Raw genomic sequence first — 24,828 nt, 5'->3', positions numbered from 1 at the left:
AGCGCAAGTACCGCCGCGGCCTGACAAGATGATTTCTCCTGTGCCAGGCCGACATCCGCTACGGCCGCATATCTCGCTGACCGAACCGGCCAGCGAGAATGGTCGGAGGGTGCGACTCACCGCCGCTCAGCGGCAGATCTTGTCTGCGACATCGCCAGGCACGCCGATCTCGGTGCAGTGCAGCGCACTGCCGAGGTCCACAGGCTTCCAGCCTCCATCGGCCGCCACGTAGTGGAACAAGACCTGGGCCCGGTTGACAGTATTGTTGTGAGTTCCCGTATGGGCCATCGCCCACTCACCCGCACAGTCGATTCGATCCTCGAGTTCGATCGGCCGCGCCAACCGCGACTCGATGTCAGTGCCCCGCAACGCTTCCAGCAAAACAGCCTTGGTAACCGGGCACACCGGCGGCGAGCTCGCCGAACTCGGATCAATGACCTCCGTCGGGAAGTCACGGTCCGGGGTCACCGTGCGGCCGTCGGCACCCAAGGTGAGAGTGACAACGACCGGCCCACCCGAGGGACAGCAGCTGGCGTCTTTACCCGTCAGCCAACGGTACTGGACCCGGACACTGCGATCGGACGAGCCGACCACCTGTGTATACGCAGTCGACTTCTTGGTCGCGGTGCCCAGATAACCTGCGTGGTTGAACAGCATCACGTGCCAGGGTGAGCTAGCGGTGCCGTGCGGAGTCCCAGCGAGCACCCACAGTATGGCGGGACATGCGCCGACGGAGGCGTCAGTGCCGCTGTCTGCATAGAACCCGTCGCCGCCGACACCGGTACCGAGTGTGCCGAGCGCGGCCGTGACCACCGCCGATGTCAGATCCACGCATCTGCCGTTTCCAGCAGTGGCAGGAGCATTGTCACCCGCAGGCGGCTTGGGACCTGGTGACTGCTCAGTGACGGGAGGCTGAGCCGATCCCGGCAGGGCAACGGTAGCGGAGCTCGACACCGACGACGCCCCGGACGTCTGCGTGGTCACGCCGTCCTGACATGCCGCCGCGATGGTCACCGCCGCGACCGCCACAATGATGCCGATGATCCTTTTCATCGAATGCCCCTTTCCCCTCGGTACTACAGAGCACTTCGCGCCCCGGACGAAGATCGTTGCACCCCTGCTTTCATGGGCACACCGCCCTGCGTCCTCGTCAACCGGCCGTCGACACCCAACCCGGGACCTACCGGATCGGATTCGAGCAAACCCGCGCCGACCGAATCGGCAACAGTGGCAATCGCGAGGCGAGACCTGTTGCAGCTCAGCGCATCCTGCTTTGCCGAGATACCGCCAAACGACCCAGCCGATGACTGCAGGCCGACAGGCTCGGTCCGGTCGTTTGCGCTTCGCAGAACAGGCGGTTGGTGTGAACACCGATAGCTTACACGGCTTCACACGGCCAGTTCATTTCCCCTGCTGCAGGTCGTGCCGAAATAGGCTCTGTTGCAACAGCTTCGCGCGCACATGATGCAGATGTTGGTTGACAAAATTTCCATGGGCAGCGAGGGTTGTCGCGGCTACCGCCTTGGCGAGCCGTTCGATGGAGGGGGTATCAGGTGTCAGTTCACCAGAACAAAACGGTGCCTGTGTGGGGCGCCAGATGCCAATGTGAGGTGCTGTGATGGCGAGTGGGTTCTACAACCACCTCGACGACCCGGATGAGTTCTGGGACGACGAGCCTCTCGTACCGCAGAGGTCCAAAGCCGCTCAACCTGATTCGGCGCCGCCTCCTCTCGCGCCGAAACCTTCATCCACCCATCAACAATCGGTGCTACCGCGGGTCGAGGCCCGCTCCCGGACAGCGGACCCATCTGCGATTCCACCCCGTGTCGGATCATCGTTCGCTTCAATGCAACTCGACCGACAAGTCCGACTGGACTGTGGGCCAATGAGGATTATGTCAACGATGATCGCCGCTGCTGCCCTGATTCTGGCGACTGGATGTTCCTCGTCGCCGCCTTCAGGAACACCCACGTCAACTCAGGCTCGACCAGCGATGACGCAGGGAGAGCTGTGCAATGTGGTGATGAACTTCTTTACGACCGAGTTGCACGCCGTCGAAGTGCGGACCATCCCGGTTGTCTCCGCAGATACCGCCCTTGCGGGCAGCGGAATATGCGAAGTCGCTCAGGGCCAAAGCCCCGCTGGCAACTACATGGCGCGAAGTGCGCCGAACGATTCGGACCCGACTGAGGGTCGCCGTGGGTACGCGAAGGCGCCAGAGCTGGGCGATGCCGTGTGGGTTTACGACATGAGAACAGACAAAGGGAATCCCTCGAACACAGTCCGGTTCGCTACCCGGGTCAACAACTGGAACGCCGTTCTCGAGGTCCAGGATACCGAGACTCGAACAGCCAACGGCACACTGCACCTGACCGATGAGGACAAGCGCAAATCCGTCCAATTCCTTGCCGAGCTGACCACTAAACTGGCTGGCTGACCGATAGCAGATGCGGTGATCTCCAAATCCTGTAGAGCCAACGTGTATAACGCGGAAAACTGCGCAGGCGCTGATGAGAATGACCGTGCCGGAAAGGGCTGAACGACCGGCCGAGGGGGCGTCCATGTCGATCAGGGGAGTCTCATCCGGCCGGAGAATCAGGGGGATGTACCCAGGCCGGCCGAGAGTCGACGACCCGCTGTCGGATAGCCAGGAAGGACTCCACCCGAGCGACCATATTCAGCGATCACGCCGCAGGGAGCCCGTGGATGGATGCGCGTGGCGGCAGATATGCGACCACCGATCGTGCAGGAGGGGCCTTTCAGTGAATCAGCGATGGGTGTGGCCGGAGGGCGAGCTGGCCGGGAATTGCGAGGCCGCCCGAAATTGTCAGCGGCTGAACCGCACGAAATTGTCAGGAGGACTCGGCGCTCTGACGTCGCCGGGCGGGGTCGATGATGGGTAAATGACCACCAGATCGCGTGCCCTGTCTTTCAATACGGCCGCCGCCGAATATGCGGCCAGCCGGCCTTCTTATCCACCTGAGCTTTTCGACGCGATCGAAGAACTCTCCTGTCACAGTTTGACGGGTGCTCGCGTCGCCGATATCGGCGCGGGCACCGGGATTGCCACGGCGCTACTGCGTGGGCGGGGAGCCGAAGTCACCGCGGTCGAGCCTGGTGCGGAGATGGCCGCTGAGTGTCGTAGGGAGGTTCCGGGCGTGCCGGTTGTGCGCGGAGACGGCAATGCTCTCCCACTGGCCAACACTTCCCACGACTTCCTCACCTACGCGCAGTCCTGGCAGTGGACCGACCCGGCGGTCTCTGTACCTGAGGCGCTGCGTGTATTGCGTAGCGACGGTGCACTGGCGATCTGGTGGAACACCACGGCTTTCGACGTGCCATGGATCCACGCGCAGCACCTGCGCATCGCCCACCACTGCGGGACGAAACCCAGGCCCGCTGCGCGCCCCGACGACGCCGAAGCCATCCGGCTTGCGGGCCTGACAGGTCTGCGAGTCGCGCGCCGCCAGATGCGCTGGTCCCGCACGGTCTCTCTGGACACGCATCTGGCCAACATCGGTAGCCGCTCGGCGTTCCTCGTTCTCGACGAAAGCCGACGGCGTGCCTTTCTTGCCGAGGAACACAGGTTGCTGAGCACTGCTTTCCCAGATGGCACCATCGAAGAGACCTACTTGGTTGATCTGTTGGTGGGCCGTTTCCCCAGTTCAGGGCACTGACATTTCGTCGACAATGGCTACGACACAGGTGCGGGCGGGCCCACATCCTCACTGCTTATGGAACACCGCCCAGCCGGGTGGGGATTTGCGGGCGGCGGCGACGACGGCGGGCACGATGGCCAGTGCCAGGATGCCGCCACCGATGGCCAGCCTGGGGTAGCCGGCAGCGGCGACGACCAGCCCCGAGGCCATGCCGCCGGCAGCACCTGCGATGGCGATGGTGACGTCGACCAGGCCCTGGGTTTTGGCACGGGTAGCCAGCGGCACGGCGTCGGTGATGATCGCGGTGCCTGCGACGAGGCCGAAGTTCCAGCCGAGACCGAGCAGCGCGAGTGCCGCCGTCAACAGGGCGACGGAGTCGCCGGGGGCACAGGCGGCGACGATTCCGGCGCCGAGCAGGGTCAGCCCGGAGACGGCGGCGATGGTGAAGCGGCCATAGCGATCTACGAGCCAGCCGGTCAGCGGCGATGGCAAGTACATCGCGCCGATGTGGATGGCGATGACGAGGCCGGCGGCGGCGGTGCCGTGGCCGTGGTCGCGCATGTGGACGGGCGTCATGGTCATGATCGCGACCATCACGAACTGGGTGAGCACCATAACCACCGCACCGACCAGCACACCGGAGCCGCGCCTTTCGACCGCACGGCGCGGCAGGCCGTCGGCATCGTCAGGCTGCGCGGCGATGCGTCCGGCCTCGAGCGTGCGGGCAAGTAGTAGCGGATCGGGGCGCAGCCAGATGGCCAGCACCACGGCTGCCAACGCGTAGGCAGCGGCAGCGAGCAGGAACGGACCGGCCAGGTGGGGGATGCCGAGTGCGTGTGCGAGGTCGCTGGTCGGCGCGGTGAGGTTGGGGCCGACCACGCCGCCGAGTGTGGTGGCGACCAGCACGGTGGACACGGCACGGGCGCGGTGCTCCGGGCCGGCCAAATCGGCTCCGGCATACCGGGCTTGCAGATTGGTGGAGGTGCCTGCGCCGTAGACGAACAACGCAACGAACAGCAGGATCGGGTTACCCGCGACAGCGGCCGCGATGACTCCGACGCTGCCGATGGCACCGGTCAGATACCCGGCGACCAGGCCGGGGCGGCGGCCGCGGGCTTGCGAGATTCGTCCGACGGCGACGGCCGCCAGCGCGGAGCCTGCGGTGCCGAGCGCACTGGGCAGACCGGCAAGGCTGGTTGAGCTGAGCATGTCCTGCGCGAGCAGTGCACCTACGGTCACACCCGCCGCCAGCCCCGCACCGCTCAGCGCCTGAGCGGCAACCAGGACGAACAGGGTGCGACGCTGGGCCTGGGAGCCGGAGGGGTCATCGATCTGGGCAGATACTGAAGTCGCCACGACAGACTCAGCCCAGCTCGCCCAGGTCAAGGCGGTCGCGCAGGCCGGCCGCAGTGAAAGCCGCGACCAATTCGGCGCGGCCCTCGGTGAAGTGGGCCCAACCCTCGTAATGAACGGGAACCACCCGACGTGCGCCGAGGAGCTCGGTGGCCTCGGCGGTCTGGGTACTGTCGAGGACGATCGGCGCACCGTCGAAGAGAACGGAGAAGCGGGGCGCACCGGCGAAGAGGATGGCGGTGTCCACCGGTGCGAAACGCTCGGCGATCTCCTCGACCGCAATGAGTGAGGCATTGTCGCCGCTGACATAGACGGTGGGCAGGCCCTCCCCGGTCAGTACGAATCCGACCACCTGGCCGGTGATCGGTTCGACCTCCTCGCGTGCGCCCGGCCCGTGGATCGCAGGCACGCCCGTCACGGTGATCGTGCCGCCGCCGGGGCGATCCAGCTCGATCGACTCCCAGTCGACCAGGCCTTTCGCCCCGTTCCCGAGGCGTTGCCCGCCACCCGGCGTGGTGAGGGTGAGTGGCACGTCGGCGAGCAGGGCACGGCCGGAGTCGTCGAGGTTGTCGGGGTGCTCATCGTGCGAGAGCAGAACCACGTCGACGCGGCCGAGGTCGGCCGGCGCAGCGGCGGCCGGCGCGGTCTTGGTCAACAGGCCGCCGGACTGCTGGTAGTCGCGGGGCGCGTCGAAGGTCGGGTCGGTGAGGAACCTGAGCCCGCCGTATTCGAAGAGGGCGGTCGGGCCGCCGAATACCCGGACGCAGATCTGCTGATCGGTTGTGCCTGCAGAAGTCACTAGCAAACTCCTCACGGATGATACTCCATATATCCGTGAGATACGGTAGGTTGTTCTCACGGATAAAAGCAAGTCGTAACATGAGATTTATGAGAGTCGTGCGAGAGACCTCGACCGCCGCATTACCGCCCGCACCCGGGGCCGAGCAGTACCTCGCTCTCGACTTTGCCGACAGCGCCTATGTGCTGCCCGGCGGACACTTCATCGACCTGCTCGGCACCCCCGAATCGACGAATCGTTGGCTCGCCGAACGCGGCCTCGCGCCTGCCGATGCCGGAGTGCAGGAGATGTGCGCGACGCAACTGCGCGTGCTGCGAGAACACATCAGGGCATTGTTCGCCGCCCGCCTTGCGCGGCAGCCGGCATTGCCTGCAGCGCTGTCCGCCGTGAACGACGCGCTGAGCCGGACCCCAACGGCCGCCCTGCTGCAATGGGACGAGAAGAAAGGCCCGTACCGCGCTGCGCTGTGTCCGCCCAATGAGATCCTCGACCGCGCGCTCGCGACGCTCGCCGCAGATGCGGCCGACCTGCTCACCGGCTCCGATGCCGATTTCCTGACCATCTGCTACTCCGCCCCGTGCAATCGGTACCTGATCCGCCACGGGCGCCGTCACTGGTGCTCAACGCGCTGCGGCGACCGCGCTCGCGCAGCCCGCGCCTACGCCCGCGCCAAGTCGAAGGACTGACCATGCCATCGAGCCGCACCGTCCTCGCGGCCCACATGGCTTCGGCCACACGACATTTCAACGCACGATAATGCCGACGAGTGAGCGGTTTCCGGCGCGCAATCGAACGCCTTGGGCGTCCGAGCGAGCAAAGCCGATGTCCAACATCCGATCTCACGCACATCGGATTCTGCCGATGAGCGGTTGCGCGGCGGCCGTGGAAGGATCGGTCGCAGCGTAATTGGTTATTGCATCAACTGGATGTGCGGATGTTCATGTGATGCCGGGCAGACTCGGATGATCTGGTTGTTGCGGTCGGAGACACAGATCTGGGTCGGCTCGCTCGGGCCGCCTCGGACAGCGCCCCATGAGATGTTGGCGGCCTGGTCCTCGTAGGGGATCCAGTGGTGGACGTCAGATCGCCACTCGTCGCTGGCGATCGTCAACAGCGGCTCGGTCGGGGTGCCGCAGGTGGGGCAGGGGTTCGGATAAGGATCTTGCATGCCCCATTTGATAAAGCCGCCGATCTTCCATCCGGGCGCGATACACAAGAAGTCGTACGGCTGATCACGGTCCTCGAGACCGCCGAACTCGACGCCGGGAATCTGGGCCATGGTCCACTGGTCCACTCGTTGCCGAAGTTCCCCCTCGAGCTCCCCCGAGTGCGGGTATTCGATCACTTGTTCCGGATCGATCATGCACGGTTCGAGCACGAGGTCCTCCTCGTACTCCGCCGGTTCCGGAGGATCCACCAGAATGTCAGTGATCGCCGCTGCGGACCGCCAGAACAGTGCGGTCTTGGGCATACCATCGTCATCGTGCTCGTAGGGGCACCACAACACTTGCAGCAGATCCGCTCCCTCGGGCGGATGCAGACCGGGCACGTCACGGACGTACAACTGCGCGACCGGTAGCATCGCTATCGGACCGTCGGCCGCCGGGCGCTCCGCCATCCGGTCGAGGATTTCCCTTTCCTCCGTGGTGTATTCCCTGCCCGCACTGCTTCTGGCCGCGCGCATCCGCCGCTCCAGCCTGGCGTCCGCCAAAGAGATCGACGGGAGACGTTCTGCGTCGTGGTCCTCAGCGTGGCAGTGCGGCCATGGCTCGCTGGCCGGCCACAACAGTGGCCCGCCAATCGAACTGTCGTGCACCGATGGTGTTCCCGGGCGCGGATGCAGGCGAGTCGCGGTGCGGGCCAGTGGCGCCAACTCGGGAAAGACGGTCACCAGATCAACCGGACGTGGCGGCGTAATACGAGTCATACAACAGCCTCTCGACGTACCCGGAGATGTTCGATTTCGATGACGATGGGGCTGGCATGGTCCCATCCTGAGACTAGGCATCCGAGCCTCGACCAACTTCCCACCACTGACAATCGCAGAGCTCTCCGAGAAAGCTGGGAATCTCAATGCAGGAGAGGTCGAAGAAGCAAGGGCCACTGCACTTCCAGGCGCATCCCCGTGGCCGAAGCTGTTCGGCCGGACCCGGTCCGCGAATTCGAGTGTCGAAACGAATGTCAGGAGTTTGTTGCTGTGAAGAAGTGGATGCCCGGGGCCAGCGCGGTGCTGATGCTGATGCTGGGCTGCCCGCCGATGGCTGGCGCCGAGAGTGCGGGCCCGGCTGATTGTGACGGTACTCAGTGGGTTGGTAGCTGGATGGCCGCACCATCGGATTCGTTCGGTGTCATCGATCCGTCGCTGGCGCCGCAGTTGTCGGCCGGCGATCAAACTTTCCGACTGGTGGTCACCCCGCACCTGGGCGGCTCGACAATGCGCGTGCACCTGACCAACCGCACCCGGCCGACACCCATCGAAATCGGGCACGTGACCATCGGCGCGCAGGCCGACGATGCTGCCGTGCACCCGGATTCGCTGCGGGAAGTGACGTTCGGCGGCGGTCGCGGTGTGACGATCCCTGCATGGGGTGACCTGGTCAGCGATCCGATCGAGCTGTCCTTCAATGCATTCGAGCCGTTGTCGATCGGGGTGTACGTGCCCGGCACCGCGGTGCTGCCGACCGAGCATTTCGTCGCGAACGCCACCAGCTTCTACAGCCCGCCGTTCGCCGGCGACCAGGCCGCCGACCCGTCCGGTGCGGCAATGTCGTTGCGCACCACCGCGATTCCGCTGGTTTCAGGGCTCGATGTAGTGGCGCCCGGTGACGTCGGGGCGATTGTCGCGGTCGGGGATTCGATCACCGACGGGTACGTCGACTCGAACTATCTGGGTTACCAGCAACACATGTCGGTGGTGGACCGCAACGTGCGCTACACCGACTTCCTGCAGCGCCGCCTCGACGCGGCGGGCAAGCCGTTCACTGTGCTCAATGCCGGTATCTCCGGAAACCGGGTCAGCCGTGACGGTCTCATCCCGCAGTTCGGGCCCGACGCCGTCGCCCGGATCCGGGCCGACGCGATCGACAAGGCGGGGGTCACCGATGTGATCGTCGCCGAAGGCATCAACGATCTCGGCATACCCGTCGGCGCCGGCTACGAGCAGGTCATCGCCGCATACACCACGGTGATCGAACGCCTGCACACGGCCGGGCTGCGCGTACACCTGGGCACCGTCATGCCCGCGAGCAACGCCCTCGCCGACGGCATCCTCACTCTCCCCACCGCCGAGCCGGTCCGCCAGCGGATCAACGCCTGGATCCGCGACCAGCAGCTGGCCGACACCGTCATCGATTTCGATGCGGCCCTGCGCGATCCCGCCGACCCCACCGTCCTCGACCCCCGCTACGCGAGCCCGGACAACCTCCACCCCAACGCCGCGGGCTACCAGGCCATGGCCGAAGCGATCAACCTTGATATCTTCACGCCCCGCTGCGCCTGACACCGGCCGCAGTCACCCGGCCACGTGATCTCGGGGGCACGTGCCGTCGGGGCGCTCGGTGGGAGCGGCCACGAGCCCCTGCTCGGTCCGGTGAGGTCACCGGCATCAGCGGAGAACTTCGAGTGCGGCACCGACAGCGATCGGGTTGTTCGCGAGCGAACGACCGCACTGCCGAGCTGATGGCCTGGGGCGCATATCAACTCCGCACCGGCCCCTACCCCACCACCGGAGTGATCGGCCCGATCGAAGCCTTCGGCCTGGAAACCCTCCGCCACGGATGCGTCGAAATCGGGCTCCGACCGGACTGATCCACCTCCTACATAACGTCCGTTTCGGTTACCGCCAACGATGGTCGCCGAGCACGGTCGCTTCCGAACCTGCGTCCGCGAAGATGACTTGACTCGTGACAAAACGGTTGTGACGCAACGGCTTTGGCGGCCTTACGCACGTCGTCATCAGCGATGATCCAAGCGGGCCGCGGGCGTATCGACAACAGCCACGGCAACGACATTGCGGGCAATGCCGGCCAAGGCGTCGAGCCTTATCTCGAGTATCCGCGAGTGGCCTTGTCCGCACCCAACTCTCGGGCCCGGCGCTCTTGTGCCGACGCAGCCCGGCCTGGGCAGAGTTCATCCGGCATCCTGGTGTCGGTCGGTGGTGCGCAGCGGCGCGCCGACGTGGTGCATGTGCTTCAGCGCCTCGCGGTAAGAGGAGATCAGCCCGGTCTCGTGGTATGGCACGCCGATTTCGGCGCAGTAGTCGCGGACGATCACCTGGGCGTGACGCAGATTCGGCGTCGGCATGCTCGGGAACAAGTGGTGCTCGATCTGATAGTTGAGCCCGCCGAGGGCGAGGTCGGTCAACACGCCACCGCGCACGTTGCGGGAGGTCAGCACCTGCCGGCGTAAGTAGTCGGGGCGGTCGTCGCCGGTCAGAGTTGGCATGCCCTTGTGGTTCGGGGCGAAGATGCAGCCCATGTACAGGCCGAACAGTGCTTGGTGGACAGCGAGGAACGCGAAGGCTTTGTCGGCGGGCAGAACCGCGAACAGTGCGGCCAGATACGCGGCGAAGTGGCCGAAGAGCAGCGCGCCCTCCAATCCGCGGTGTTTGACCGAACGATTTCTGAGCGCACGGGCGCCGGCCACATGGAGGTTCAGGCCCTCCAGCATCAGTAGGGGGAAGAACAGGAATGCCTGCGCCCTCCCGATGAGACGAGGCAGGCCACGGCTCGCCCGCGCCTGCCGTTGTGACCAGACCAGAATGTCGGGCGCGACATCGGGGTCGAGTTCCTCGTGATTCGGGTTGGCGTGATGCCGGGTGTGCTTGTCCTGCCACCAGCCGTACGCGAGGCCTATGCCGGCATTGCCGACGAGTCGGCCCACGACCTCCGTCGGCCGCCGCAGTCGGAAGACTTGGCGGTGCGCGACATCGTGCATGACGAGGGCGACCTGAGCGCACGTCACGGCCATGAAAGCCGCGACCATGAGCGTCCACCACGAGTCCCCGACGAGGACGAACGCCACCCAGCCGGCCGCGAACGCGATCCCGATGAGGCTGAGCCGGACCGCGTAGTAGAGGGGACGCCGGTTCATCAGTCCCGCATCGGAGATCCGGCGCAACAGACGGGCGTAATCACCGTCGGCGCCACCGCGCCGCGATGATCGTGGAAATGACTCTGGGACCAAGGCCGGTGTCGTCATAGATCTTCCTCAGGAGCTGGGTCGGAGGTAACACCTCCGCCCGTCCTCGATGCCGGCCGGCCGGTCGACGTCGATCGAAGATTTGATTTCAGCGAGAACTGCTCGGCATGTCGGGGCGGAGGTGCCGATTCGAAGCTATCGGCCGGATTCTCGTTCGATGTAACCCCTTGGTATGACATGGAATCGGACTGCGGTGTGATAGCGGACGCGGACCGAGGGAGGGCACACCACCCGGCACGAACCCGCTGAACGCACAGCAGCCAGAATTGCTGCATCGCGGCTCTGGCTCTAGTCGACTCGAGCGCGCGCTCATGCCGAGATGCGGATGCTCGGGCCTCAGAGTTCGAACCAATTCGGCGTGACTGCGGCAGTCGGGTGTCGTCTCCGGTGCATCCTGTCGTGGCGGGGAACTGTGCTGGTCAGCCCTTTGCCTCGCGGGTGAAGAAGGGTTCCGCCGCTTCCAGGCGCGGTACCGCGATGCCTGATCGTCGTGCTTGCGCCAGGGCGTCTCGGCAGATCTCGCGGGGCTCCTGGGCCTCGCGGTCGGAGTGCGTTTGGAAATTCAGGCGTATCGGCTCGACATGAGCGGTCAGCCAGGCGAGCGCGGAGGCCGTCAGCCGGGGTGCACGGAAGATCAGAACACTGCCCCGGTGGCGTCGCAGGTCGACGCCACGCGCCTCGAGCAGCGGTAGAAGTTCGCGACCGGCCAGCAGCCCTTCCCAAAAGTCACCCCTCGACCCGGTCAGTTCGGCCAACGAACCCAGTCTCAGGCCTTGTGAATGAAGACCGGCGTCGCTGGCGAAATGGATCCACAGCCAGCCACGGAAGTCGGGTTGTTCCTTGATCCGGAACCCGGCCTCGCGAAAGACCCGGCGCACGGCTAGTTCACGGTCGGTCGTGGGCCGGTCGATGGTACCGAAGATGACCCGCCGCAGCAGTGCCGCGCGGAGCACGCCGCCGGCGACGAAGCCGCCGCCGGATTGGGGAAAGCCCCACGCGACCTGGTCGAGCGGCAGGGCACCGATCGCGGCCGCCGGCTCGGACCAGATGTTGCCGAAGACCAGCACCGTAGCGTTACCGACGCGCGGCGCCAGGAAGGCGGCCGCCTCCGGGAGGCGATGGTGCTGCACGCTGAGCACAATGAGGTCGAAGTCGTGGTCTGTCTCCAACTCCTCGCGGTAACGCACCTGCCATTTCTGCGCGACGCGCAGCCCCCGTCCCAGGCGCCGCGTATCCAGTAGATCGAGGTCTATCGCCGCACCGTAGGCCGCCGCGCGGCCCGGCCTGACGTAGAACTCGACCTCGTGCCCGGCCTGTTCCAGTGCCCAGCCGTACACGGTGGAAATCACACCTCGTCCGAACATCAGCACCTTCATACTTTCGCCTCCGCGAGATAGGAATTACGACGCTCAGCGAATTTCCAGCATCCCCTGCAGGTGTCCTCGCCAAGCTTGTTCTGTACGAGACAGTATCGTACACTTATGTGGTGTCGACCGATCACCCACCCCGTTCACGCATGTCACCCGAACGTCTCGGCGAATTGTTCGCCGCCGTACGTGAGTTGCTATTGGAAGTCGGCTACGAGCGGCTCACGTTCGATGGGGTGGCGGCACGTGCTCGAACGAGCAAGCAAACCCTGTACAGGCATTGGGGAGGCAGCAAATCCGGTTTGGTCATGGACGCTGTCACACAACACCCTCCGACCCTGCCCGACTACACCGTAGTGACCTCGCTAGACGAGGCATTCGCGCAGATGACCCGCGCCGATAGCATGTCGGCCGGAGACCTGCGCATGGGATTCACGCTGCTGCACGCGGCCTCGACCGACCCCGATTTCGCCACCGCGCTACGCGCGCGAATCATCACACCCGTCGTGGACCAGCTGGCCGCCGTTTTCGAGGCCGCCGCCGACCGCGGCGAGATCGTGCGCGACTCGTCGCTGTTCCAGCGGTTGGCCGCGCTGATCCTCGCCGATCTGGCCTTCTCCCCCCTGATCAGCGGCCAGGAGCAGAACGAGGCGTTTCGGCACGAGCTGCTCACGACGATCGTGCGGCCGGCGCTGACCTTCATCGATGACAGCGACCACGACGGGCGAACTGCGCAGCAATAGCAGCAGGCATAGCCGAACTCGACCTTTGGCCGTTCTGGCATCAGGATCGAGGAATAGCACGGCAATCGAATAGCCACCGTCCGCCAGGTCGAGCCACAACCATTGAGTGGCAGGCAATCTCGCGGAACGCTCGCTCATGTCGACGTGTGTGTGATCAATCGTATCCGTTGAACAGAGCTGACCGAGCAGATCGCGTCTCTCGAGTGGATGCTGTTGGCTGAGAAGGAAAAACAGTCGGGGCCGGGAGAGTGTCCTGGCAGAGTGCTCGACATGACTGCCTCCGGCCCCAAAGCGGATCTGCACCGTTACCTGCGCCATGCCCGCGAAGCCATGCTGTGGAAGCTCGACGGCCTGCCCGAGTACGACGTGCGTCGCCCGATGACCCCAACCGGCACAAACCTGCTCGGCTTGGTCAAACACCTCGGCACCGTCGAGTTCGGCTACTTCGGTGACACCTTCGCCCGCCCATACGACGAACCCCTCACCGAACACGACTTCGAGGCCGATCCCACCGCCGACATGTGGGCCACCGCCGAACAGTCACGCGAGGACATCATCGGGTTCTACCGTCGGGCCTGGGCGCATGCCGACGCCACGATCGACAGCCTCGACCTCACCGCCGAAGGCTCCGTCCCGTGGTGGTCCGAGGACCACCGGATCGTCACCCTGCACCAAATCCTGGTGCACGTGGCCGCCGAAACCCACCGGCACGCCGGACATGCCGACATCATCCGCGAACTGATCGACGGCGTCGCAGGCCTGGTCGACGGCAATGACAACATGCCTACCAGCGACCCGACCTGGTGGCAGCAACATCGAGCCAAGCTGGAGAAAACCGCAAAACAGGCCGCCGGGCCGTGCTGACCGATGAATCCCAGCCTTCTTGAAAGCCGCTCATCGTCGATAGCATTCGGCAACCGACGTCAGGATGACTGCCCAGGACGTCTCGGACCCTGCCCGTATCGATCGCGGAGACTCCGATCGGTCGACTTCATTGCGCCACAACAACAATCGGCGTACGGGGGCCGGCTCGGCGACAGGGTCTTCGGCGAGGGTTCTGAGATGGGATCCTGGACAATACGCTTCGTATGGTGTGCTGTGTCAGTAGATGTAGACCACCGCATTCTCACCGCCGGTGCAGGTGATCAGTGGGCCGTCGGCGACGCAGTTCATCGTGTAGGCGCGGCCGGTGACCGGGCTGGTCGCGACGACCGAGCGCGATGAGCGCGAGACATTCGCGGCGGCGGAGTCGGCGTAGGACTGGCGGACTGCTTCGGCGAAACCGCAACTGGTGACCGAGGATCCGGTGGCCGATTGGGTGAAGGTGCCGGACACCGGTTGTCCGGTCGTGCAGTGCGTTGCGCCGGCGGGCAGGGTGACCGAGGTGGGGGCGGCCTTGCTGGTCGAGGTTGTCGGCGGTGTCGTCGAACCGGCGGTGGCGCGGGCGGCGGTGGTCGTCACCTGTGGGCCTGCCTGGGCGTCCTTGGAATTCCCGGAGTCGCCCGAACCCATCAGCTGCCAGCCGATGGCACCGCCGACGGTGAGTACGACGATGACGAAGACGGCGACCATGATGGGCAGCACGATCGAGCGGTCGCGCCGTTGATAGGTGTCCTGGCCGTAATCGTCCTCGTACTCGGGCTCGGCATAGCCGCTGTGCGGCGGGTATTCCGATGCGGCTTGGTATTCCGATGCGGCTTGGTATTGCGACGCGTGGTTGGGCGCAGCCGCGTGGGCGGGCCCGGGCGGCGGTTCGAACGGCGGTGCGCCCGAGAAGGGTTGCGGGATGCGGCGAGTCTCCGGAGCGGGCGGATACTGTTGCGCGCCGAACTGTTCCGGGTACCGCTGTTCCGGGTATCTGGCCTCGGGGTAGTGCGAATCCGGATACCGCATCGTCTGTTCGGCCTGCGACCTCTGCGCATATCGCGATTGGTCCGGATACTGCTCGGTCGGCGGGACCTGCGAGCCGCCCGGGTAGTCCGGCGACTGCGGATACAGCGTCTCCGGATACTCCGGAGGCTGCGGCGACTCCGAGTACAGGTGCGCGTCCGGAAACGGCCGCACCGGCCGCGCGGTTCCGGGCGCGCCGTGCGGCGGCCGCGACGGCTGCTGCGGCGGCAATGGTGTGAACTGCAGATCGGCGGGCGAGACCACCGTCGGCCCGGTCGGATGGATGACCGCGGTGATCGACAACTCCCCGGTCGCGTCGGCGGGCACCGAATTGCGGTGCACCACAGCCTGATCCGACGGACCACGGGACGGATCGGGCGGACGCACGATCAGCGTCGGGGTGTTCGCGGCGGGGGCGGCGGCCAGCGCCGCCCTGGCCGAGCGGGCCAGATCGGTCGCGGTCGGGAAGCGATCGGCGGGCTTCTTGGCCATACCGCGGGCGATCACCTCGTCCATCGCGGCGGGAATGCCCGGTCGCTGCACGCTCGGCCGCGGCGGCGGATCGGAAAGATGCGACCGGATCAGCACACTCATGCTCCCGGCCGGGAACGGCGTCGTCCCGGTGAGGCATTCGTGCAGCACACAGGCGAGGGAGTAGATATCGGCGCGACCGGTCACCGGGGAAGAATCGAAGCGCTCCGGCGCCATATAGGCATAGGAGCCGATCGCGGTGCCCGCCTGGGTCACGGCACTGTCGCCGTCGGTGTGGGCGATGCCGAAATCGACCAGGTACGCGAAATCCGCGTCGGTCACCAGAATATTGGCCGGTTTGACGTCACGGTGCACCAGACCATCGGCATGCGCGGCATCCAGGGCAGCGGCGATCTGCTCGATAATGCCGATTGCGCGCTCGGCGCTCATCGCCCCCTGGCCGCGCAGGATGCCGCGCAGGTCGACGCCGGGCACCAGGCGCATATCGATGAACAGCACACCGTCGATCACGCCCCAGTCATGGATCGGGATGATGTGCGGTTCGGCCAGCCGGGCGGCGGCCTGTGATTCGCGACGGAAACGCACCTGGTAAATGGGATCTCTGGCGAGCTCCTCGGACAGCAGTTTGACCGCGACCACGCGGTCTTTCACCGTGTCGTACGCCTCGTAGACCTCGCCCATACCCCCCTTGCCGAGCAGCGATCTGAGCTCATACGGCCCGAACCGACTGCCGACTCTCCATCCAGGTCCATCCACCCCGTCAATCCTCCACATCCCGGGCGAGATCGCCCACCACCATCGGCGGTCGTGCGCGATCGGGGCTGCCCGTCAACCTGTGGATTGTCCTGGTGCGACCACCCCGTGGTCAAACGCAAACACGATAGCGGCGGCCCGATCGCGCAGCTCCAGTTTGCCGAATATGTGTCCGACGTGGCTCTTCACGGTCACTTCGGAGATGCCGAGTTCACGGGCGATCTCCGCATTGACGCGACCGCGTCCGATCAGTTCGAGCACCTCGTACTCGCGCGCGGTGAGTTCGGCGAGTCTGCTGTCGTCGCGGATGGCGACGGGACGCACCGTCCGGTATGCCGAGAGCACCCGGCCGGTGACCGAGGGATCCAGCCAGGCGCCGCCGACGGCGACCGTGCGCACCGCGCGGATCAGATCCTCGGCGGGCGAATCCTTGAGGATGAACCCGGCCGCCCCGGCGCGCAGCGCACCGGAAAGCAGCTGGTCGTCATCGAAGGTGGTGAGCACGAGCACCGGTGGCGCGCCGTCGCGCGCACGCAGCGCGCGGGTCGCGTCGATACCGCCGACGCGCTTCATGCGCAGGTCCATCAGCACCACGTCGGGGCGGCTGGCCGCGATGGCGGCGGGCACCTCGTCGCCATCGGCACATTCGTTGACGACGAAGCCATCGCGCCGCCGCAGGATCCGGCGCAACCCACCGCGCACCAGCTCCTGATCATCGACCACCAGAACGGTGACGGCATCCTCGCCACCGGCCGCAGACACCGAGGTCACGCACCCTCCCCCAGCACACCGTCGCGCCGGATGGCCTCGGCCTTGTCACGCATCGCACTCGCCGCTCCGTGGATCATGTCGGGCACCGGGCACGACGGCGTCGCCCAGCTCCGCGCACCGCTCAGCGGGAATTCGGCCCGCACCATCCAGCCGTCGTCATACGGTCCGGCCTCGATCCGGCCGCCGAGTAGTTCGGCGCGCTGCCGCATACCGGACAACCCCATCCCGCCACCCAGATCCGGTGGCAACCCCTTGGGCAGTGTGTTCGTCACGATGAGCCGGGCCACCGTCGAGTCCACCTCCAGGAACACGGTCGCGGTCGCGCCGGGCGCGTGTTTGATCACATTGGCCAGGGATTCCTGGCCGATCCGGTAGAGCGCGAGCCCGACGGCGGCCGATACCGCGGTCAGATCCTCGACGCGGGAGTAGCGGACATCGAGTCCCGCCCCGGCGAAATCACCGACCAGGTCATCGAAATCGCGGATGCCGGGCTCGGGCAGCAGTTTCGACGGCCGCGCGTCCAGCAGGCCGATGGTGCGGCGAATGTCGGCCATGGCCTGTCTGCCGAGTCGTTCGGCGTCGACCAGTGCGTCCACCGCTTCGTCCACATCGCGATCGGTCTGCAGTGCGTGCCGGGCCGCGGTCAGATGCAGCAGGGTGATACTCAGCGAGTGCGCGATGACATCGTGCACTTCGCGGGCGATCCGGCGGCGCTCCTCGTCGGCGGCGCGGGCGGCCCGGATCTGTTGGCTCTGGCGTTCCTGATAGAGGAATTTGCGCTGGTACTGCAACATCACACCGACCAGCCAGCCGAGTGCGATCCCGATTGTGTACATCTGGATCCCCTGCAACCGCTCACCGGTCACACTCCACATGAGATGCCCGGCCGCGTCGAAGGCGGCCAACTGCAATGCCGCGACCACCGCGAAGAGCGCACTGAAGCGTTTTCGCACGATGGCCGCGACCTCGCCGACCATCACCACCAGGATGAACGGGGAGAAATCGGCCGATACCGGTTGGGTGAGCAGGATCGCCGTCGCGGCCAGTCCGGAGAATGCGAGCAGGATCGGGCTCGGGGTCACACCGAAGAAGCAGAACAGCGGTACCGAAACGAAGACCAGAAGCACCGCCAGGATCGGCAGCACCGTCGGAAAGTAGTCGTGCCGCTGGATGGTCGCGCCGACGCTGACGAAGAGCAGGGCCGCGTCGGCGCTGATCATTACCGATGGCGGGTAGTCGAACGGCAGCTCTTCGAGGTTGCGGCGGATGACCGCGATGGGATTGTGTAGAAAGGCCGCGAACCGATCCCGGATGCGCCCACTCTCCCGGAACGGTATCGCCGGTTGGGCGCCCGCCGACGAGCCGATGGCGTGGATCACATCCATCCTGTAAGGCTAACCGCCAGATCGGGCCCGCTGCATCGTGCCGGGAACGGGTCGGGACTCCTACCGCGGTAGGAGATCGATTCGCGTCCCTGGCACGAAGACACCTTATTTTTCCGTCCGTAGCGTGGGATTCACCAATCACGGAAGGCCGAACGCCATGTCCGATCATTTCGAGCGACCTGCAAGCAGTCGCTACGGCGATCAACTCGAGCGACAAAGTAGTCGCAATGGCTGGGAGGACCAGCACCGCCGGACCGAGATCGTGCGCACCGTGCTCACTCGCGCGGCCGTCGATCCGGCCAGCCCCGACCTGTTCGCGGACATCCCGGAATTGGACCGGCTGTTCGGCGGACCGGAAGGCCTCTTGCTCGCACTGCGCTATCGGTGGAATATCCATCTCGACGCGAAATTGGATCAAGCGCTGCTGCAGGGCCAATCCGCGGTCGAGGCCTATCTCGAACTCGCCGCCGAGCAACCGGTGCTGCGTGCCGTTCTCGACGCGCAATACCGACGCCGGGCGTCCGAGGCGATGGCCCGATAACGCGTCACGCGGCACGCGCTGCGCAACAATCGAGCGAGTTCGAACACGTGACGAAAGAGGGTGGGGACCGCGATGCCGGACTTGGCCATGCTGGAACTGACGGATATCACCAAGGAGTACCGCGTCGGCGAACAAACCGTGCGCGCGCTCGACGGCATCAGCCTGCGCATCGAATCCGGTGAATTCACCTCGATCATCGGACCGTCCGGCTCGGGCAAGAGCACACTGCTGCACCTGCTCGGCGCACTCGATACCCCCGACGCCGGGTCGATCCGGTTTCAGGGCGAGGAGATCGGCGGCCTCGACGATGAGCGGCAATCCGAATTCCGGCGCCACCGTGTCGGTTTCATCTTCCAGTTCTTCAACCTGCTGCCCACCCTCACCGCCTGGGAGAACGTCGCGATTCCGAAGCTGCTGGACGGCACCGGATTGCGCAAGGCCAAGCCGCGCGCGCTGGAACTGCTCGACCTGGTCGGGCTCAGTGAACGCGCCGCGCATCGTCCCGCCGAGTTGTCCGGTGGGCAGATGCAGCGGGTCGCGGTGGCGCGGGCGCTGATCATGGATCCGCCGCTGATCCTGGCCGACGAACCGACCGGCAATCTGGATTCCAAGACCGGCGCGGCCATCCTGAAACTGCTCGGCGATATTGCGGGCAACGGCAATTCGGTGGTGATGGTGACCCACGATATGGGCGCCATCGAATACTGCGACCGGGTGATCACGTTGCGCGACGGACAGATCGGCGCCAATGACAAGGTCGATATCGCCGAGCGGGCGGTGCGTACATGATCGGCGCGGCGTGGGATCGGCTGCGACTGTTCAATATCGGAGAACTGCTCGCCCATCGTGGCCGCACCTTCATGTCGCTGACGGTGATGGCCATCTCGGCCTCGCTGCTCGTCGCGGTGTTCAGCATCTCCGGCTCGGTCACCGGATCGGTGGACCGGCTGACCCGCAGCCTCGGCGGCAAGGCCGCACTCGAGGTCACCGGGATCACCGACGCGGGCTTCGATCAGCAGGAACTGCAACCGATCGCGACCACACCCGGTGTCGACAAAGCGGTGCCGATGTTGCGCGCGCAGGTCGGGTCCGGCGCGGATAAGGCGCTGCTGATCGGCGCCGACGCCAGCATCGCCGCACTCGGCAGTGAATTGGACGGGCCGATGGCCGCGCAGGCCGGCAAACTGCTCACCGTGCCGAACGGTGTCCTGGTCGGATCCGGCATGGGGCGCGCCGAGGGCGAACAGTTCCCGCTCGGCTCCGGAACCGTCACCGTCGCAGCGGTTCTCGATAAGAAGACCGCCGAGCAACTCAACGGCGGCCATATCATCGCCGCCCCGCTCGGCCTGGCGCAGAAACTCACCGACCGAATCGGGCGGCTGGACTCGATTCAGATCATCGCGGCCGATGGCACCGATGTCGACCAATTGCGTGCCACGCTGACCAAGGTGGTCGAGGGCCGCGCCGTGGTCGCCGATCCCGGGCTGCGCACGGCACAGGCCGGTGGCGCCATCCAGATCGTGCGGTACTCGACGCTCATGGCCTCGGCTGCGGCACTTATCGTTTCGGCGTTCCTGATCTACAACGCCATGAGTATGGCCGTCGCCCAGCGCAGGCCGGTGTTATCGATGCTGCGGGCCGTCGGCGGCAAGCGCGGGCCGATGGTGCGTGATCTGCTCGTCGAGGCGGCGCTGCTCGGCGTGCTCGGCGGTGTGGGTGGCTCGGTGATCGGTGCCGCCATGGGCGGCGTCGCGATCAACAGACTTCCCACCGCCATCATGCAGTCGGTGGAGGCGCGCACCGAATATATGGTGCCCGGGTATGCAATTCCGGTGGCGATCGGCGCCTGCGTGCTGGCCAGCGTGCTGGCGGCCGCCATCGCGGCACGCCAGGTGTACAAGGTCGAACCGATCGAGGCACTGGCACCGGTGGAGGTGGCGCGGGCCGATACGACGAGCGCGGCGCTGCGCTGGACCTCGATCGTGCTCGGCCTCGGCCTGATCGTCGGCGCGATCGTCATTGCCGAGGCCGATCTCGGCCGCGTATCGCTGGCGGCGATCTCGATGTCGTTCGCCGGGGCGGTGGCACTGTGCTTCGCCGCCACCGGGCCGATCGTGCGTGCTGCCGCGGTGATCGCCGGATGCTTCGGCGCACCGGGCACGCTCGGGGCCACCACCCTCGAACGCGCACCACGGCGGGTGTGGGCCACCGCGATGACGGTGATGATCGGCATATCCGCCACCGTCGCAATGGGCGGGGGCTCGCGCAATATGGTCGATTCGGCCACCGCTTCGTTCGCTGGGTTCGGCGATACCGATCTGTTCGTCAGCACCAGCTCGATGGAGCAGTTCCCGACGGGGCCATTGCTGCCCAGCGGATTACGCGAGAAGATCGCCGAGGTGCCCGGCGTCGAGGAGGTCGGCCCCGCGCAGATGGCCTTCGCCACCCTGGGCACCGGGCGGGTGATGCTGCAGGGCTATCCGAGCGAGGCGAACGAATCCGAGACCGGTTCGGTGCGTCCAGAAGTCGTGGCCCACTTGGCCGCCGGACAAGGTGTGGCGATCTCGCGGGATGTCGCACGATCACTCGGCGTCGGCACCGGGGCCGAATTGACCCTGCCGACCCCGACCGGCAATCACACCGTGCGGGTGCTGGATGTGATTCCGTACATCTCGGCCATCGCGGGTGTGGTGGTGATGAATCTCGACCAGATGCGCGCGTGGTATCAGCGACCGGGTGAAACCGTGCTCGCGGTGCATTTCCAACCGGGCGTGGACAAGTCGGCAGTGCGGGCCGCCGTGCGGCGGGTGGTGCCGGCGGATATCCATGTCGACACCGGCGCGCAGGCGGTCGTCGCCATCTCCTCCAGCCTGCGGCAGGGTACGGCGCTCAGTTACGCCATTCTGTGGATCGTGGTGTTGGTGGCCACCGTGGCACTGCTGAACACCCTGATGCTCTCGGTGCTGGAACGCCGTCGTGAACTGGGCGTACTGCGAGCCATGGGAACCAGCCGCAAATTTCTGCTGCGCTCGGTGCTCGCCGAAGCCGTCGGCATCGGATTCATCGGCGCGGCAATAGGTCTCGTGGCCGGTGCGGCAATCCAGTATCTGGCGACCGTCGCGATCGGCCACGCCCTGACCATCGACATCGTGTACCAGCCGAGCCCGATGCTGCTGGTCTACGGCACCGCCGCACTGGCCTTGGCGCTGCTCGGGTCGATTCCCCCCGCACTGCGCGCCGCCCGAATGCCGATCGTGGAGGCATTGGCGGTCGACTGAGTTCGATCAGGGCTGTGCCCAATGGCTTGTAGACAGCCTATTCAGCTGTCCGACAGGCGATTACCGTTGCGGTGTGGCGCGAGCACTTCCTTGGTCGACCAGTGCAGAGCATCGGCCGCTCGACCGAGGTAACGCGTATTGGGAGCCCGATTCAGTTGCCCGACAAGCGATTACAGCGGGGCTGCGGCCCACCAGGCGGTGAGGGCGTCTTGGGCGGAGGTGGTCGGGGGGATGGTCTGGGCGGCGCCAGAGGTTCCGTAATTGCTCACGTAGACCAGGAAATTCGAGCGGGCGGGGTCGGATTCGAAGCTCACCACCAGTTTTGCGGTGTGGTAGAAGGGCTGTAGTGGGCCCGGCGGATCCTCGACTGTCCATCGGTGGGTGTTGACCGGGACTCCGTCCTTCTTCTCCGCGGTCGCGACATTGGCGGGTAGGGCCTGGACCACGGCGCGTGCGTCGGCGACGGAGCCGTATTCGAGGATCGTGTAGCTCATCTGAGTGGTGGACTGCGTCTCGCGATGGCATTCCCACGCGCCGACCCATGAACTGGATTTCAAAGGTTCGTCCTGGAGCCGCAATTGATCGCCGGGCTTCGCGGCGAAACAGCGGGCGTCTTGATAGGCCGCACCATGGCTGTCCTTGCCCTGTGGCACCAGGTTCGGGAACAGCTTGCGGCTCTTCGCCATGGCATCGGGCGCGGCGGCCGTCGCCGTTGCGGTGGCGGCCGTTGGCGGCACCGCGGCGTTGTCCGGCTCGTCGGACCGCCAGCCGACGGCAACAAAGGTGCCGATGACGGCGATCACCGCGACCACGATCGCGCAGGCCATCCAGCCGAGCAGCACCGCCGTACTGCGGCTGTGCTCCGGCATCGGATGGGGGCCACCGCCATTCGGCCCGAATGGCACCGCAGGCGGTGGCACGGCACCGGGCGGCATCGGCGGACCCGCGGCAGGTGGCGGGCCCTGAGTCGGTGCGCCATGCGAGCCAGGAATCGGCAGCGCCTGAGCGGGTGCGGCCTGCAGGGGCGGCACTTGCGACGGCTGACCCTGCGCGGGCGCACTTTGCAGCGGAACCCCTTGTGCCGCCGGTGCTCCAGCCTGCGGCGCCGATGCCGCCGAATAAGCCCCGGGCTGCACTGCCGCCTGCTGTGGCGCCGGATAGGCCCCGGCCTGCGGCACCGCCCCGGCACCCGGCTGCGGCGCCGGCTGTTGCGCCGGATAAGCCCCCGCTTGCGGCACCGCCCCGGCACCCGGCTGCGGCGGCACCGCCTGTTGCGCCGGATAAGCCCCCGCTTGCGGCACCACCCCGGCACCCGGCTGCGGCGGCACCGCCTGTTGCGCCGGATAAGCCCCGGCCTGCACCGCCCCGGACTGTGGCGGCACCGGATAGCCCGCCGCCTGCGGTGGCGCGCCATATCCGGCGGGCCCGACGACCTGCGTGGACTGTACGAACGCACCCTGGTCCGCGGGCGCACCGAATGCCGGTGCGGGCGGAGCGGATCCGACGGGATTCGGCAGGCTCGCCGGGTACCCGGGGACGGGATAGCCGGGATGCACCGGAACGGTGGCGACCGCCGGCGCGGTCAATGCCTTGCGCGCCGCGGCGGCGAATTCGACACAGGTCGCGTACCGATGCTCGGGACGCTTGGACATCGCCTTGGCCAGCACCCCGTCCAGCGCCGGATTCAAACCTTGCCGCCGGGTGATCAGCGGCGCAGCGAGATGCTGCAGGTGCCCGCGAATGATGTCGTTGGGATCGGGCGCGTCGAACGGGGCCATGCCGGTGAACAACCAGTACAGCGCGCACGCCAGGGAGTACTGGTCGGTGCGGTTGTCCAGCTTGGCGCCGGTCATCTGCTCCGGCGAGGCGTAGGACAGAGTCGCGCTGAACATCCCGGTCTGGGTCAGGTGCGTGGAATCCTCGCGCAGCCGGGCGATGCCGAAATCGGTGAGGAAGACTCGCTCGCCCTGCCCACCGCTGGAACGGGCCAGCAGGAAGTTGGCGGGCTTCACATCCCGATGCAGTACTCCCATGCCGTGCGCGTAATCCAGTGCGGCCGCGACGCCCTCGATGATCTGCACCGCCCGCTCCGGCGGCAGCGTCATCGGGTCGACGGTCGCCGCGTCGACGCCGTCGATGTACTGCATGGAGATCCAGAGCTGGTTGTCCTCGGAGCCGCGGTCGTAGACGGCGACGATATTCGGATGGTCCAGATGCGCCGCCAGATCGGCCTCCCGCTCGAACCGAGCGCGCACCTCGGCGTCGGCGAACAGCTCCCGATTCAGCAGTTTCAGCGCCGTCTGCTTACCGAGGCGGGGGTGTCGGGCCAGGTACACCGAGCCCATACCACCCTGTCCGAGCAGCCGCTCCACGGTGAACCCGGCGAACACCTCACCGCTGTTCAGCAACGCGACCCCCTTCAGGTGACTGCGGCCCCCGGACATCGGTCGTCCGAGCACGTAAACAGAGTTGTGAGCCTACCGGGTAGCCCGTTGGCCACGCCGTTTCGAATTCTCCGCGAAAATCGGCGAAACTATCAACAGGGCCGCAGCGCCGCGTCAGTTGTCCCGATGGACCGACGCTGACGGCCCAACGTCC

Annotated in this window: 19 protein-coding genes; 9 read left to right on the top strand and 10 right to left on the bottom strand. The window is 66.2% G+C overall.

Features of this window, described 5'->3' with window-relative positions:
- Positions 1 to 126: 126 nt before the first annotated feature.
- The gene (locus ABZ293_RS35125) at positions 127 to 1,053 is read right to left on the bottom strand and encodes an LppP/LprE family lipoprotein (RefSeq protein WP_355187856.1); all 927 of its coding nucleotides are present in this window, start codon (positions 1,051 to 1,053) and stop codon (positions 127 to 129) included.
- An 841-nt stretch (positions 1,054 to 1,894) separates the two neighbouring features.
- Here ABZ293_RS35125 and ABZ293_RS35120 point away from each other — a divergent pair.
- Together ABZ293_RS35120 and ABZ293_RS35115 are read left to right on the top strand one after the other, a co-directional pair.
- On the top strand, positions 1,895 to 2,437 hold the full coding sequence (locus ABZ293_RS35120; protein WP_355187855.1) for a hypothetical protein: 543 nt from the start codon (positions 1,895 to 1,897) through the stop codon (positions 2,435 to 2,437).
- Positions 2,438 to 2,903: 466 nt separating this feature from the next.
- Entirely contained in the window at positions 2,904 to 3,677 is a 774-nt protein-coding gene (locus tag ABZ293_RS35115; protein WP_355187853.1) for a methyltransferase domain-containing protein, read from the top strand.
- A gap of 48 nt (positions 3,678 to 3,725) precedes the next feature.
- Here ABZ293_RS35115 and ABZ293_RS35110 read toward each other — a convergent pair whose 3' ends face one another.
- A complete protein-coding gene (locus tag ABZ293_RS35110; RefSeq protein ID WP_355187851.1) occupies positions 3,726 to 5,015 on the bottom strand; it encodes an MFS transporter in 1,290 nt (429 codons plus the stop codon).
- A gap of 7 nt (positions 5,016 to 5,022) precedes the next feature.
- Entirely contained in the window at positions 5,023 to 5,811 is a 789-nt protein-coding gene (locus ABZ293_RS35105) for an MBL fold metallo-hydrolase (protein ID WP_355187849.1), read from the bottom strand.
- Between the two features lie 89 nt (positions 5,812 to 5,900).
- On the opposite strand from ABZ293_RS35105, the gene ABZ293_RS35100 reads away from it, so the two are divergent.
- A complete protein-coding gene (locus tag ABZ293_RS35100) occupies positions 5,901 to 6,497 on the top strand; it encodes an ABATE domain-containing protein (protein WP_355187848.1) in 597 nt (198 codons plus the stop codon).
- Positions 6,498 to 6,721: 224 nt separating this feature from the next.
- Here ABZ293_RS35100 and ABZ293_RS35095 read toward each other — a convergent pair whose 3' ends face one another.
- Entirely contained in the window at positions 6,722 to 7,495 is a 774-nt protein-coding gene (locus ABZ293_RS35095; RefSeq protein ID WP_355187846.1) for a hypothetical protein, read from the bottom strand.
- 513 nt (positions 7,496 to 8,008) lie between these two features.
- On the opposite strand from ABZ293_RS35095, the gene ABZ293_RS35090 reads away from it, so the two are divergent.
- Complete coding sequence (locus ABZ293_RS35090) at positions 8,009 to 9,310, top strand: GDSL-type esterase/lipase family protein (RefSeq protein WP_355187844.1); 1,302 nt, start codon at positions 8,009 to 8,011, stop codon at positions 9,308 to 9,310.
- Between the two features lie 629 nt (positions 9,311 to 9,939).
- Here ABZ293_RS35090 and ABZ293_RS35085 read toward each other — a convergent pair.
- Positions 9,940 to 11,010: an acyl-CoA desaturase gene (locus tag ABZ293_RS35085; protein WP_355187842.1), complete on the bottom strand. Its 1,071-nt coding sequence runs from the start codon at positions 11,008 to 11,010 to the stop codon at positions 9,940 to 9,942.
- Between the two features lie 419 nt (positions 11,011 to 11,429).
- Positions 11,430 to 12,386, bottom strand: coding sequence for a 2-dehydropantoate 2-reductase N-terminal domain-containing protein (locus ABZ293_RS35080; RefSeq protein WP_355187840.1), 957 nt, complete (start codon positions 12,384 to 12,386; stop codon positions 11,430 to 11,432).
- A 140-nt stretch (positions 12,387 to 12,526) separates the two neighbouring features.
- Between ABZ293_RS35080 and ABZ293_RS35075 the strand changes: the two genes are divergently transcribed.
- Complete coding sequence (locus tag ABZ293_RS35075) at positions 12,527 to 13,120, top strand: TetR/AcrR family transcriptional regulator (RefSeq protein ID WP_355187838.1); 594 nt, start codon at positions 12,527 to 12,529, stop codon at positions 13,118 to 13,120.
- 270 nt (positions 13,121 to 13,390) lie between these two features.
- A complete protein-coding gene (locus ABZ293_RS35070) occupies positions 13,391 to 13,984 on the top strand; it encodes a DinB family protein (RefSeq protein ID WP_355187836.1) in 594 nt (197 codons plus the stop codon).
- Positions 13,985 to 14,221: 237 nt separating this feature from the next.
- On the opposite strand, the gene ABZ293_RS35065 is transcribed toward ABZ293_RS35070, so the two are convergent.
- From ABZ293_RS35065 to ABZ293_RS35055, 3 genes are all read right to left on the bottom strand, one after another.
- On the bottom strand, positions 14,222 to 16,258 hold the full coding sequence (locus ABZ293_RS35065) for a protein kinase (protein ID WP_355187834.1): 2,037 nt from the start codon (positions 16,256 to 16,258) through the stop codon (positions 14,222 to 14,224).
- Positions 16,259 to 16,330: 72 nt separating this feature from the next.
- On the bottom strand, positions 16,331 to 17,017 hold the full coding sequence (locus tag ABZ293_RS35060) for a response regulator transcription factor (protein WP_355187907.1): 687 nt from the start codon (positions 17,015 to 17,017) through the stop codon (positions 16,331 to 16,333).
- A gap of 5 nt (positions 17,018 to 17,022) precedes the next feature.
- The gene (locus ABZ293_RS35055) at positions 17,023 to 18,411 is read right to left on the bottom strand and encodes a histidine kinase (protein ID WP_355187832.1); all 1,389 of its coding nucleotides are present in this window, start codon (positions 18,409 to 18,411) and stop codon (positions 17,023 to 17,025) included.
- 157 nt (positions 18,412 to 18,568) lie between these two features.
- On the opposite strand from ABZ293_RS35055, the gene ABZ293_RS35050 reads away from it, so the two are divergent.
- The 3 genes from ABZ293_RS35050 (at position 18,569) to ABZ293_RS35040 (ending at position 22,230) form a co-directional block, all read left to right on the top strand.
- Positions 18,569 to 18,952: a hypothetical protein gene (locus ABZ293_RS35050; protein WP_355187830.1), complete on the top strand. Its 384-nt coding sequence runs from the start codon at positions 18,569 to 18,571 to the stop codon at positions 18,950 to 18,952.
- A 72-nt stretch (positions 18,953 to 19,024) separates the two neighbouring features.
- Positions 19,025 to 19,741 (top strand): ABC transporter ATP-binding protein, encoded by a 717-nt coding sequence (locus ABZ293_RS35045; protein ID WP_355187828.1) that lies wholly within the window; start codon positions 19,025 to 19,027, stop codon positions 19,739 to 19,741.
- Positions 19,738 to 22,230, top strand: a complete 2,493-nt coding sequence (locus tag ABZ293_RS35040) for an FtsX-like permease family protein (protein WP_355187826.1) — start codon at positions 19,738 to 19,740, stop codon at positions 22,228 to 22,230. The genes ABZ293_RS35045 and ABZ293_RS35040 overlap by 4 nt, the downstream gene beginning before the upstream one ends.
- Before the next feature lie 170 nt (positions 22,231 to 22,400).
- Here ABZ293_RS35040 and ABZ293_RS35035 read toward each other — a convergent pair whose 3' ends face one another.
- Positions 22,401 to 24,638 carry a protein kinase gene (locus ABZ293_RS35035; RefSeq protein ID WP_355187905.1) on the bottom strand — a complete coding sequence of 746 codons (2,238 nt, stop codon included), beginning with the start codon at positions 24,636 to 24,638 and terminating at the stop codon, positions 22,401 to 22,403.
- Between the last annotated feature and the right edge of the window lie 190 nt (positions 24,639 to 24,828).

The sequence above is a fragment of the Nocardia sp. NPDC005998 genome (assembly GCF_040614395.1).
In the GTDB taxonomy this organism is placed as follows: Bacteria; Actinomycetota; Actinomycetes; order Mycobacteriales; family Mycobacteriaceae; genus Nocardia.
The sequence above is the reverse complement of the archived record's forward strand: the minus strand, read 5'-3'. Positions and strand labels throughout refer to the sequence as shown.